We start from the raw sequence: 12,988 nt of genomic DNA on the forward strand, positions 1-12,988 counted from the left end.
GTCCGTCGCCGTCCGCCCCTGAAACGAATCATGCGAGGCGCGTTTCCTCAGACTCTCATGCCGCCTTGACAGCCGTCAACACATGCCATACTGTCGATGCCGAAAGGGTTTGAAACGATTCAGTCCCTCAACGAAGAGAGAAATGATGACCTCACCTTCATCGACCCCGGTGCTGGAACTCTCCGCCGTCACGAAGGCCTTCGGTGCAGTGGTCGCCCTCCGCTCCGCCACCATCTCCGTGGACGCCGGTTCGATCCACGCCCTCGTCGGAGAGAACGGCGCCGGGAAGTCGACGCTCGTCAAGATCGTGGCCGGCCTCTACCAACGGGACGCCGGAGACTTCCGCCTGCGGGGCGAAGAGGTGGATTTCACCTCCACGGCGCAGTCCAAGGCCGCCGGCGTCGCCGTCATCTACCAGGAGCCCACGCTGTTCCCCGACCTCTCCGTCACCGAGAACATCTTCATGGGCCGTCAGCCCACCAACCGTTTCGGACGGATCGACCGCAAGGCCATGCGGCACGAGGTCGAGCGCCTGTTCACGCGGCTGGGTGTCGGAATCGACCCCGATCGCCCCGCCGAGGGGTTGTCGATCGCCGACCAGCAGGTGATCGAGATCGCCAAGGCGGTCTCCTTGGACGCGAGCCTGCTGATCATGGACGAGCCGACCGCCGCCCTCTCCGGTGTCGAGGTCGAACGTCTCTTCGCGATCGCTCGGAGCCTGCGCGATGAGGGCCGCGGACTCATCTTCATCTCCCACCGCTTCGACGAGGTCTTCGACCTGTGCGACGTGGTCACGGTGATGCGGGACGGCGCCTACATCTCGACGAGTTCGATCGCCACGACGACCGTCGACGAGATCGTCCATCAGATGGTCGGCCGCGAGGTGACCGAGCTCTTCCCGAAGCAGGAGACGACGATCGGCGAGCCGCTGCTCGAGGTCGAGGGACTCACGAGCCCCGGCATCTTCCATGACATCTCCTTCACCGTCCGCTCCGGCGAGATCGTCGGGCTGGCCGGCCTCGTCGGCGCCGGACGCAGCGAGGTCGCCCGCGCCGTGTTCGGTGTCGACGGGTACCGGCAGGGCGTCGTGCGCATGAAGGGCCGCCGCATCCCCGGTCGGCGACCTGTCGAGGCGATGCGCGCGGGACTCGCGCTCGTGCCCGAGGACCGCCGCAGACAGGGCCTCGTGATCGAGGCGGGAGTCGGCGGCAACATCACTCTCGCCATCCGCCGGTGCCTCGCGAAGCTCGGACTGATCACCACCGCGGTCGAGAACCGCTCCGCCCGGGAATGGGCGAGTCGACTCGAGGTGAAGACACACGCCCTCGACACCGTCGCAGCCACGCTCTCGGGCGGGAACCAGCAGAAGGTGGTCCTCGCGAAATGGCTCGCCACGCAGCCGCAGGTGCTCCTCATCGATGAGCCGACGCGGGGAATCGACGTCGGCACCAAGTCGGAGGTGCATCGCCTGCTCTCGGAACTCGCCGGTCAGGGCATGGGAATCCTCATGATCTCGTCGGAGCTCCCGGAGGTCCTCGGCATGGCCGACCGTGTGCTCGTGATGCGGGAGGGCCGCATCACCGCCGAGATCACTCGCTCGGAGGCCACCTCCGAGAACGTCATGTTCGCCGCGACGCACGCATCGGAGCTCTCCTCGTGACCACCGCCATCCCCGTCTCCGCACTCACGAAGCGGGTCTCCGGCCTGGGCAGAGCCCGTGAGTTCGGGATCCTGCTCGCGCTCGTCCTGGTGATCACCGCCGCGACATTGAACAACCCGAAATTCCTGTTCAGCCCGGATGGCTGGCGCGACCTGCTGCTGACGCCGTCGATCCTGGTCCTCGTCGCCGTCGGGCAGGCGATCGTCCTCATCACCCGGAACGTCGATCTCTCGGTCGGCTCCGTGATGGGGCTCACCGCCTACCTGACCGGTCGACTGTTCATCGACATCCCCGGCATCCCGATCGTCCTCGTCGTGATCGCCGCGGTCGTCTTCGGCGCCCTGCTCGGACTCGTGAACGGCGCCCTCGTGGCGTTCGCGAAAGTCCCGGCGATGGTGATCACCCTCGGCACGCTGTACGCGTATCGCGGGATCAACGTGCTGTGGACCGGCAGCGATCGCGTGAACGCCTCCGACATGCCGAAGGACTTCCTCGCTCTCGGCACCGGACAAATCGTGGGCATCCCGATCCTCGCGATCGTCGCGCTCGTCGTGCTCGCGGCGGCGGCCTGGTACATGAAGAACACGCGAGGTGGTCGCGAGTACTACGCGATCGGCTCCGATCCCGCCGCTGCCGAGCTCTACGGCCTGCGCGTCACCCGGCGCGTCCTCACCGCCTTCATCCTGTCGGGTGCACTGGCCGGGCTCGCCGGTGTGTTCTACGCCGCCCGCTACGGCACCATCAACTCGCAGGCCGGAGCCGGCTGGGAGCTCGACGCCGTCGGGGCCGCGGTCATCGGGGGCGTCGCGATCACCGGCGGAATCGGATCGGTCTGGGGAGCGGCGATCGGCGCCGTGCTCCTGCTGACCATCAACCGCGCACTGCCGATCCTCGGCATCCCCGACTTCTGGCAACGTGCCGTGGTCGGCCTGCTCATCATCGGCGCCATCGTGCTCGACCGCGTGCTCGCGGTGCGGCAGAAACGGCGGCTCATCGAGGCGAGGGACGAATCATGACCACCGCGACCACCACCGCGAGCACCCGCGTGATCCGCGACTTCGAGAAGCCGCTCTGGCGGCGCGTGCTCCTCACGCGCGAAGCCGCGATCGTCGGGCTCCTCCTCGTCGTCGCCGCTGTCGCGGCGAGCAGCATCCGCGGCTTCGGCCAGCCGATCACCTTCACCTACCTGGTGCTCGACATCGCCCCCATCCTCCTCATCGCGCTCCCGATGACGCTCATCATGATCACGGGCGAGATCGATCTCTCCGTCGGCAGCATGGTCGGGCTCTCGAGCGTCGTGACGGGCGCGCTCGTGCAGGGTGGGATGCCGTTCGAGATCGCCGCGCTCGCCGCGCTCGCCGTCGGCATCGTCGGCGGCGCGTTCAACGGGTTCCTGGTCACCGTCGTCGGTCTTCCCTCGCTCGCGGTGACGATCGGCACCCTGGCCCTCTTCCGCGGGCTCGCGGTCGGGTTGCTCGGCACCACGGCCGTCACCGACTTCCCCGAGTTCTGGACCGATCTCGCCAAGGCGAAGTTCACGGGAACGCCGATCCCGGTCATCACTCTCCCCTTCCTGCTCCTCGTGGTGGTGTTCGTCGTGCTGCTGCACTTCACACCCTTCGGCCGCGGCGTGTACGCGGTGGGCCTGTCGAAGGATGCGGCGCACTTCTCGGGCGTGAACGTCGAGCGCACGAAGTTCACTCTCTTCGTCCTCTCCGGAGTGGTCGCCGCCTTCGCCGGCATCTTCTACACCCTCCGATACGGCAGTGCCCGTGGCGACAACGCGACCGGCCTCGAGCTCCAGGTGATCGCAGCCGTGGTGCTCGGCGGAGTCTCGGTCTTCGGCGGACGGGGCAAGATCTACGGCGTCATCGCCGCCGCGCTCCTCATCGGGTCGCTCGCCAGCGCGCTGCGCCTCGTGAACGTCACCTCCGACGTCATCAACATCATCACCGGGACGCTCCTCGTGATCTCGGTGGTGGCCGCAAGCTTCCTGGCCTGGCTGCAGAAGACGCGCCGCCGACCGGGCAGAACCCCCTCCGGTGTCGCAACCACAGCTCCATGACACCGATGGACGCCGCACCCGCGGCACTCTCCGACGAAAGGAACGAACAATGACGTTTGCACGCAAGCGTGTGACCGCCTTCGCCGCCCTCGCGGTGGCGGCGGCGGTCGCCCTCACCGGATGCACCGCCTCGAGCGACAGCGGAAGCGGCGACTCGGGTGGCGACGGCTCCAACCTCGCGATCACCTTCCTGCCGAAGAACCTCGGCAACCCGTACTTCGACACCTCGAGCGAAGGCGGCAAGAAGGCCGTCGAGGAGTTCGGAGGAACGTTCTCCGAGGTCGGTCCGGCGGAGGCCACCCCGGATGCCCAGGTCAGCTACATCAACACGGCCACGCAGCAGGGCGTCGGTGCGCTCGTCGTCTCGGCGAACGACCCGAAGGCCATCTGCGACGCCCTCAACGAGGCCCGCGACGCCGGCGTCAAGGTCGTCACCTTCGACTCCGACACGAATCCCGAATGCCGCGACCTGTTCATCAACCAGGCCGACTCCGAGGGCATCGCGAAGGTGCAGGTCGACCTGATCGCCAAGCAGATCGGCGGTGCCGGCGAGATCGCGGTACTGTCGGCTTCCGCGAACGCCACCAACCAGAACGCCTGGATCGACCTGATGAAGGAGTACGTCGCGAGCGAGTACCCGGACATCACGATCGTCGAGACGGTCTACGGCGACGACGACGACCAGACGTCCTTCGACAAGACGGCAGCACTGCTGCAGACGCACCCCGATCTGAAGGGCATCATCTCGCCCACCACGGTCGGCATCGCTGCGGCCGCGCGCTACCTCTCGACGTCGGACTTCAAGGGCAAGGTCGCGCTCACCGGACTCGGCACCCCGAACCAGATGCGCGAGTACGTCGAGGACGGCACCGTCACGGCTTTCGCTCTCTGGAACCCGGCTGATCTCGGCTACCTCGCGGCGTTCGCCGCCCAGGCTCTCATCGCGGGTGACATCACCGGCGAAGAGGGCGACACCTTCGAGGCGGGCGACCTCGGCACGTACACGGTCGGCGCCGACGGCGTCGTCCTGCTCGGCGACCCGTTCGAGTTCAACGCCGACAACATCGGCGACTTCGACTTCTGAGTCGCCCCGTCCGGTCGGCGCTCTCGAGCGCCGACCGGACATCGAAAGGACCCACGTATGACGCGCGTCGGCTTTCAGCTGCAGGTCCGTCCCGAGCTGCTCGACGAGTACCTCGCGCGGCACTCCCCGGTTCGTCCCGAGATGCTCGCGGAGATCGCCGCCTCCGGGCGACGCAACTACTCGCTCTTCCTCGGCGCGGGCGGAACCCTCTTCGGCTACTACGAGACCGATGACGACACCGCCGCCCAGGCCTACCTCGCCGCCTCCCCCGTCGCCGCGCGCTGGGAGGCGGAGATGAGCCGGTTCTTCCTCGGCCTCGACGGGCGCCCCGACCAGGCGGCCGCACCTCTCACCGAGGTGTTCCACCTCGAAGACCAGCTCGCCGCCGTCGGCGAGCGCACCACTCCCGTCATCGACAACGAAAGCAGTGCATCGTGAGCATCCTCTCCTCCGAGAACCTCGCCATCCTCGAGCAGCAGGGCATCGAGCTGCCCAGCTGGGCCTTCGGCAACTCCGGCACCCGGTTCAAGGTGTTCGGCACCCCCGGCACCCCGCGCGACCCGTGGGAGAAGATCGCCGACGCGGCACAGGTCCACAAGTACACGGCGCTCGCACCCAAGGTGGCGCTGCACATCCCGTGGGACCTGGTCGACTCGTACGACGACCTGCGCGCGCACGCCGAAGACCTCGGAGTCGAGCTCGGCACGGTGAACTCCAACACCTTCCAGGACGACGACTACAAGTTCGGCGCCCTCACGCACGAGGATGCCGCCATCCGGCAGAAGGCCATCGACCACCACCTCGCCTGCATCGACGTCATGGACGCGACCGGCAGCCGCGACCTGAAGATCTGGCTGGCCGAGGGCTCCAACTACCCCGGCCAGGCGGATCTGCGCGGCCGGCAGGACCGCCTGCAGGAGTCGCTGCAGAAGATCTACGCGCGCCTCGGCGACGACCAGCGCCTCGTGCTCGAGTACAAGTTCTTCGAGCCCGCTTTCTACCACACCGACGTTCCGGACTGGGGCACCTCCTACGCCCAGGTGAGTGCCCTGGGCGACAAGGCGATGGTGTGCCTCGACACGGGCCACCACGCGCCCGGCACCAACATCGAGTTCATCGTGATGCAGCTGCTGCGTCTCGGCAAGCTCGGGTCGTTCGACTTCAACTCGCGCTTCTACGCCGACGACGACCTGATCGTGGGCGCCGCCGACCCGTTCCAGCTGTTCCGCATCCTCTTCGAGGTCATCCGCGGCGGCGGCCTGAACAACCCCGACGTGGCGTTCATGCTCGACCAGTGCCACAACGTCGAGGACAAGATCCCCGGTCAGATCCGCTCGGTGCTGAACGTGCAGGAGATGACCGCCCGCGCACTGCTCGTCGATCACGACGCCCTCACCGCGGCGCAGAAGTCGGGCGACGTGCTCGCCGCCAACGCCGTCTTCATGGACGCCTTCTACACCGACGTGCGCCCGGCCCTCGCCGAATGGCGCGAGTCGCGCGGGCTCGCCGCCGACCCGATGGCCGCCTACGCCGCATCCGGATACCAGCAGCAGATCGCCGCCGACCGCGTGGGCGGCGTGCAGGCCGGCTGGGGCGCCTGAGCGCCCCCGCCCCGCACGCTCTCCCGCCCCCGCTGAAACGAACCGAGGAATCATGACGAACCCCACCGCTGCCGCTCTGATCGCGCGGAGCAACCGCCTGGGCGCCGATCCGAAGAACACCAACTACGCCGGCGGGAACACCTCCGCCAAGGGCACCGCGACCGACCCGGTGACCGGTCAGCCCGTCGAGCTGATGTGGGTCAAGGGCTCGGGCGGCGACCTCGGGACCCTGACCGAGAGCGGCCTGGCCGTGCTCCGCCTCGACCGCATGCGCGCGCTCGTCGACGTCTACCCCGGGCTCGACCGGGAAGACGAGATGGTCGCCGCGTTCGACTACTGCCTGCACGGCAAGGGGGGAGCCGCCCCGTCGATCGACACCGCCATGCACGGCCTGGTCGATGCGGCGCACGTCGATCACCTGCACCCCGACTCCGGCATCGCGATCGCGACCGCGGCCGATGGCGAAGCGCTCACGGCGACGATCTTCGGCGAGAAGGTGGTCTGGGTGCCCTGGCGTCGTCCCGGCTTCCAGCTCGGACTCGACATCGCCGAGATCAAGCGGAAGAACCCGCAGGCGATCGGCTGCATCCTGGGCGGGCACGGCATCACCGCGTGGGGCGACACCTCCGAGGACGCCGAGGCGCACTCCCTCTGGATCATCGACACCGCGGCCGCGTACATCGCCGAGCACGGCACTACCGAGCCGTTCGGCGGCGTCCGTTCCGGATTCCAGGCGCTGCCCGCCTCCGAGCGTCGGGAGCGTGCGGCGGCCCTCGCCGGCACCGTCCGCGGCATCGCCTCCACGGACAAGCCGATGGTCGGTCACTTCACCGACGCCGACGTCGTGCTCGACTTCCTCGCGTCGGAGAAGGCTCCGGCCCTCGCCGCCCTCGGCACCAGCTGCCCCGACCACTTCCTGCGCACCAAGGTCAAGCCGCTCCTCCTCGACCTGCCGGCCACCGCCTCCGTCGAGGAGCAGACCGCGCGCCTGCACGAGCTGCACGAGCAGTACCGCGCCGACTACCAGGCCTACTACGACGCCCACGCGACGGCCGACTCCCCCGCGATCCGCGGCGCCGATCCGCTCATCGTGCTGGTCCCCGGCGTGGGCATGTTCTCCTACGGCGCCAACAAGCAGACCGCTCGCGTCGCCGGCGAGTTCTACGTCAACGCGATCAACGTGATGCGCGGCGCCGAGTCCCTGTCGACCTACGCGCCGATCTCGGATGCCGAGAAGTTCCGCATCGAGTACTGGGCGCTGGAGGAGGCGAAGCTGCAGCGGATGCCGAAGCCGAAGTCGCACCAGGGCCGCATCGCCTTCGTCACCGGCGCCGCTTCGGGCATCGGCAAGGCCATCGCCACGCGTCTCGCCGCGGAGGGGGCCTGCGTCGTGATCGCCGACCTCGATCTCGAGAAGGCGCAGGCCGCGGCCGCCGAGCTCGGGAACACGGACGTCGCGATCGGCGTCGCCGCGAACGTCGCGGATGCCGATGCCGTCCAGGCCGCCCTGAATGAGGCGGTGCTCGCGTTCGGCGGTGTCGACCTCGTTGTCAACAACGCCGGGCTCTCCCTGTCGAAGCCCCTGCTGGAGACCACGGAGAAGGACTGGGATCTGCAGCACGACGTCATGGCCAAGGGCTCGTTCCTCGTGTCGAAGGCCGCCGCCCGCGTGCTCATCGACCAGAAGCTCGGCGGCGACATCATCTACATCTCGTCGAAGAACTCCGTCTTCGCCGGCCCGAACAACATCGCCTACTCCGCGACCAAGGCCGACCAGGCCCACCAGGTGCGGCTGCTGGCGGTCGAGCTCGGCGAGTTCGGCATCCGGGTCAACGGCATCAACCCCGACGGTGTCGTGCGCGGCTCCGGCATCTTCGCCTCCGGGTGGGGCGCGAATCGCGCCGCGACCTACGGCGTCGCAGAAGAGGACCTCGGGCAGTTCTACGCGAACCGCACGATCCTGAAGCGCGAGGTCGTCCCCGAGAACGTCGCCGACGCCGTGTACGTGCTGACCGGTCCCGAGCTCAGCCGCACCACCGGCCTGCACATCCCGGTGGACTCGGGCGTCGCCGCGGCCTTCCTGCGATGACCCTCCGCGCGGTCGCGGCCGTCGACCTCGGGGCGACCAGCGGCCGCGTCATGATCGGGCGGATCGGCGACGACCGGCTCGACCTCGAGCTGGTGTCACGGTTCCCCAATGGACCCGTCGAACGCGAGGACGGACTGCACTGGGACTTCGAGGCCCTGTACGCGCACGTCGTCGAGGGCCTCGCCGAGGCGGTGCGGCGCGAGCCGGGCATCGAGAGCATCGGGATCGATTCCTGGGCTGTCGACTACGGTCTGCTGCGGGACGGCGAGCTCCTCGCGGAGCCGTTCCACTACCGCGACGACCGCACGACGCGCGGCGTCGCCGAGGTGCATGCGCTCGCCCCGTTCGCGGAGCTGTATCAGCGAAACGGCCTGCAGTTCCTGCCGTTCAACACCCTGTACCAGTACCGGGTCGATGCACGGCTCGCCGAGGCCGACACCGCTCTCCTGATCCCCGACCTCATCGCGTTCCTGCTCACCGGGTCCGCCGTGGCCGAGCGCACGAACGCCTCGACCACCGGCCTGCTCGGTGTCGCGGACGGCGAGTGGGACACGGCCCTGGCCGATCGTCTCGGCACCCCGACGAGCATCCTGCCGCCACTCGTCGACCCAGGCACGACCATCGGCACGCTTCGCCCCGACCTCGTCGCACGCATCGGCAAGGAGCTGCCGGTGATCGCGGTCGGCTCGCACGACACCGCATCCGCCGTCGTGGCCGCTCCGCTCTCGAGCCCGCACTCGGCGTACATCTCCTGCGGCACCTGGGGCCTGGTCGGCGTGGAGCTGGCCGAGCCGGTGCTGACGGATGCCGCCCGCGAGGCGGACTTCACCCACGAGCTCGGCGTCGACGGCCGGTTCCGGTTCCTGCACAACGTCACGGGCCTCTGGCTGCTCAGCGAGACCGTGCGGGCCTGGGAGGCCGAGGACGGCGCGGACATCGACCTGCCGGAGCTGCTGGCCGCGGCATCCGCGGTCTCGGACGAGGTGCCGGTGTTCGACGCCGACGACCCGACGCTCAGCGCCCCCGGCGACATGCCGGCGCGGATCGCGGCGCTGCTCGGCGAGGCGGCACCGTCCGAGAGGCCCGCATTCGCGCGGAGCATCATCGAGTCGATCGCGGACGCCTTCGCGCGTGCCGTCCGCTCCGCGGCCGAGCTGTCCGGGCGTGGACTCGACAGCATCCACCTCGTCGGCGGAGGGTCTCTCAACCGACTGCTCTGCCAGGCCACCGCCGATCGGACCGGACTCCCCGTGCTGGCCGGTCCCGTCGAGGCGACGGCCCTGGGCAACGTGCTCATCCAGGCGCGCGCTCTCGGCGCGGCGCCGGCGACGCTGGAGGAGCTGCGCGCCCTCGTCGCCGCGACGCACACCCCCACGCGCTTCGACCCCCGCGCCTGACGCTCATCGAGGCCCACGGCCATCGCCGGTGCCCGCCGTGACGGACGTGCATCACGGTGGGCCCGGCGATGGGCGTGGGTCCGACTTCGAGGTGCCGTACGCGGTCAGCCGGCGGCGGGACCGCCCGCGTTCGCCGCGGCCACCAGCTGCTCGATCTGCTCGAAGTCCACCGGGAGCCCGGGGAATCCGGCGAGACGTCCGATCGGGAACGACGCCATCATCTTCTGCATCGCCTCGTCGTTCGCCATCATCGAGGCCCCGGCGGCGTCGCCGCCGAGCCCGGCCATCAGCCCGCCGAGCGCCTGCTGCACGACGGGACCGGCGATCGGGTGCGAGATCAGGTCGCCGATCGAGGAGTTCATGGTCAGCTCCTGGTGCACCTCGTCACCGCTGAGCTCGACCGAGACCGTCGCGCGGATGTCACGGCTGGAGGCCGCCACGTCGACCGTGTAGGCGCCACCCTCGACGACCCAGCGGTCGACACGGATGTCCCAGTACGCGAGGTCCTCCCGGCGCACGACGAGCTCGACCGTGCGAGTCTCCCCCGCGGCGAGCGCGACGGACGCGAACGCCTTGAGCTCGCGCGGAGCCCGCTGCACGATCGACGACTCGAGGGCGGTGTAGACCTGCACGACCTCGCGGCCGTCGCGGTCGCCGGTGTTGGTGATGTCGACGCGCACAACGATGTCGCCGTCCGCCCCGACCTCGGCCGTCGCGGGGCCGTACGCGAACGTCGTGTAGGAGAGGCCGTGCCCGAACGGGAACGTCACGTCGAGGCCCTTCGCGTCGTACCAGCGGTAGCCGACCAGCAGCCCCTCGCCGTAGCGGACGTGCCCGAACTCACCGGGGAAGTTGCCGAAGGAGGGGTTGTCCGAAAGTCGCACGGGCACGGTCTCCGTGAGCTTGCCCGAGGGGTTCACCGCACCGTAGAGAACGTCGGCCACGGCGCCGCCGCCGGCCTGACCGAGCAGCCAGCTCTCGATGATCGCGGGCACGCGGTCGGCGAAGGGCAGAGCCACGACGCCGCCGTTCGACAGCACGACGACGACCCGCGGGTTCACCTCGAGCACCGCGTCGAGCACGGCGAGCTGATCGGCGGGGAGGTCGATGTGAACGCGGTCGAAGCCCTCCGACTCCTCCGCGGCCGGCAGACCGAGGAACAGCACAGCCACGTCCGCCGCGCCGGCGACGCCGACGGCCTCCGTCCGCAGGTCGTTCGCGGTGCGACCGGAGGTCGCGATGGTTCCACCGTCGACCGCGAAGCCCGCCGCGTAGGTGACGTTCTCGCCGCCGACGGCGCGCAGCTCGTCGAGAGCCTTGTCGACCCGGGTGGGGTTGATCAGCGAGGAGCCCGCCCCCTGGAAGCGCGGCTCGGTCGCGAACGCGCCGATCACGGCGATCTTCTGGTCGGCGGCGAGCGGCAGCAGCGCTCCCTCGTTCTTCAGCAGCACGATCGACCGGCCGGCCGCCTCACGAGCGAGCGCATGGTGCGCATCGATGTCGAGCGGTCCGTCGACGGCCGGACGCTCGCCGGCCTTGCGCACGAGCTCGATGGCCCGGGAAGCCGCCGTGTCGAGCACGCTCTCCTCGAGCGTCCCGGCGCGCACGGCCGCGACGAGCTGGGCATCCGTGCGCCCACCCGATGCGGGCATCTCGAGGTCGAGTCCTGCGGCGACGCCGGCGACGCGGTCGTTCACGGCGCCCCAGTCGGAGACGACGAGGCCCTCGAAGCCCCAGTCGTCGCGCAGCACGCTGGTGAGCAGCCACGGGTCCTCCGAGGTCCACACCCCGTTGAGCTTGTTGTACGAGCACATGACCGTCCACGGCGATGCGTCCTTCACGACGCGCTCGAATCCGCGCAGGTAGATCTCGCGCAGCGGGCGGGGGTCGACGTCGGAGCTCGCGCGCATGCGGTCGAACTCCTGGTTGTTCGCGGCGAAGTGCTTGAGCGAGGTGCCGACACCCTTCGACTGGATGCCGCGCACCGAGGCGGCACCGAGGATGCCAGAGACGATCGGGTCCTCCGAGAAGTACTCGAAGTTGCGTCCGCACAGCGGCGAGCGCTTGATGTTGATGCCGGGGCCGAGGACGACGGCGACGTTCTCGATCGCAGCCTCCACCCCGATCGCGGCACCCACGCGCTCGATGATCTCCGGGTCGAAGGAGGAGCCGATGCCGACGGCGGGTGGGAAGCACGTCGCGGGGACGCTGTCGGCGAGGCCGAGGTGGTCGGAGCTGCCGGACTGCTTGCGCAGACCGTGCGGTCCATCGGTCATCATCACCGAGGGGATGCCCACACGGTCGATGGCCTTCGTGGTCCAGAAGTCCGCACCGCTGGTGAGCGACGCCTTCTCCTCGAGGGTGAGGTCGGAAGCCGAGTTCTCGGTCATTGTGATCCTTTCGCGGGCGACGCCGATGTCCTTGCGAAAACCTTATGCCCTTCAGTATTAGATTTCAAACGTCATTCAGGATTAGTCTCGAAGCATGGCTCGACGAGGTTCATACGCGAAGGGTGTCGCGCGACGCGAGGAGATCCTGGAGAGCGCGCTCGACGTGATCGGGCGCAAGGGTTACCAGAACGCCTCCCTCAAGGAGATCGCCGAGGTGGTCGGCGTGACCCCGGCCGCACTGCTGCACTACTTCGGCTCGAAGGAGGAACTCTTCACCGAGGTCCTCCGCAAGCGCGACGAGCACGACGGCCTCGACCCCGCCGGCCTCACCGACACCGAGGCCAGAACCGCGTTCATCGACGTGATCCGCCACAACACCGAGGTCCCGGGACTCGTCGCCCTCTTCTCCCGCCTCTCGGTGGACGCGGCCGACCCCGAGCATCCAGCCCACAGCTACTTCCTGGACCGCAGCGAACGCCTCCGCGGATCCATCGTCGAGAACTTCGGCACCGAGGATCGACGTTCCGCCCTCGACCCCGACACCCTCGCCCGAGTGATCCAGGCCGCATCCGACGGACTCCAGCTGCAGTGGATGATCGACCCGACCGTCGACATGGCCGGCATCATGGCGGCTCTCATCGACGCCCTGCACCCCGCAGCGCCACCCACCCCGCAGGTCTGAGTCGCGGCGAGACCCACCGC

At 69.1% G+C, this 12,988-nt stretch carries 10 protein-coding genes; 9 read left to right on the forward strand and 1 reads right to left on the reverse strand.

Features of this window, described 5'->3' with window-relative positions:
• Positions 1-145: 145 nt before the first annotated feature.
• From AC07VM_RS11710 to AC07VM_RS11745, 8 genes are read left to right on the forward strand one after another with little or no spacing between them, the layout of a single operon-like run.
• Positions 146-1,660, forward strand: a complete 1,515-nt coding sequence (locus tag AC07VM_RS11710) for a sugar ABC transporter ATP-binding protein (RefSeq protein ID WP_494911330.1) — start codon at positions 146-148, stop codon at positions 1,658-1,660.
• Entirely contained in the window at positions 1,657-2,676 is a 1,020-nt protein-coding gene (locus AC07VM_RS11715) for an ABC transporter permease (protein WP_267417265.1), read from the forward strand. Before AC07VM_RS11710 ends, AC07VM_RS11715 begins: the two co-directional genes overlap by 4 nt.
• Positions 2,673-3,725, forward strand: coding sequence for an ABC transporter permease (locus AC07VM_RS11720; protein WP_267417264.1), 1,053 nt, complete (start codon positions 2,673-2,675; stop codon positions 3,723-3,725). The genes AC07VM_RS11715 and AC07VM_RS11720 overlap by 4 nt, the downstream gene beginning before the upstream one ends.
• Positions 3,726-3,774: 49 nt before the next feature.
• Positions 3,775-4,809: a rhamnose ABC transporter substrate-binding protein gene (rhaS, locus tag AC07VM_RS11725; RefSeq protein WP_267417263.1), complete on the forward strand. Its 1,035-nt coding sequence runs from the start codon at positions 3,775-3,777 to the stop codon at positions 4,807-4,809.
• 57 nt (positions 4,810-4,866) lie between these two features.
• Positions 4,867-5,247, forward strand: a complete 381-nt coding sequence (locus AC07VM_RS11730; RefSeq protein WP_267417262.1) for an L-rhamnose mutarotase — start codon at positions 4,867-4,869, stop codon at positions 5,245-5,247.
• Positions 5,244-6,410 (forward strand): L-rhamnose isomerase, encoded by a 1,167-nt coding sequence (gene rhaI, locus AC07VM_RS11735; RefSeq protein ID WP_494911333.1) that lies wholly within the window; start codon positions 5,244-5,246, stop codon positions 6,408-6,410. Before AC07VM_RS11730 ends, rhaI begins: the two co-directional genes overlap by 4 nt.
• A 52-nt stretch (positions 6,411-6,462) precedes the next feature.
• Positions 6,463-8,499 carry a bifunctional aldolase/short-chain dehydrogenase gene (locus AC07VM_RS11740; protein ID WP_494911334.1) on the forward strand — a complete coding sequence of 679 codons (2,037 nt, stop codon included), beginning with the start codon at positions 6,463-6,465 and terminating at the stop codon, positions 8,497-8,499.
• Positions 8,496-9,896 carry a rhamnulokinase gene (locus tag AC07VM_RS11745; protein ID WP_494911335.1) on the forward strand — a complete coding sequence of 467 codons (1,401 nt, stop codon included), beginning with the start codon at positions 8,496-8,498 and terminating at the stop codon, positions 9,894-9,896. Before AC07VM_RS11740 ends, AC07VM_RS11745 begins: the two co-directional genes overlap by 4 nt.
• 104 nt (positions 9,897-10,000) lie before the next feature.
• Here the strand turns inward: AC07VM_RS11745 and AC07VM_RS11750 are convergent, their stop codons facing one another.
• Positions 10,001-12,286 carry a glycoside hydrolase family 3 C-terminal domain-containing protein gene (locus AC07VM_RS11750; RefSeq protein WP_494911337.1) on the reverse strand — a complete coding sequence of 762 codons (2,286 nt, stop codon included), beginning with the start codon at positions 12,284-12,286 and terminating at the stop codon, positions 10,001-10,003.
• 94 nt (positions 12,287-12,380) lie between these two features.
• Between AC07VM_RS11750 and AC07VM_RS11755 the strand changes: the two genes are divergently transcribed.
• On the forward strand, positions 12,381-12,968 hold the full coding sequence (locus AC07VM_RS11755; protein WP_494911338.1) for a TetR/AcrR family transcriptional regulator: 588 nt from the start codon (positions 12,381-12,383) through the stop codon (positions 12,966-12,968).
• The last annotated feature ends 20 nt before the right edge of the window (positions 12,969-12,988 follow it).

The organism is Microbacterium sp. GW821-FHT01D02 (assembly GCF_059422585.1).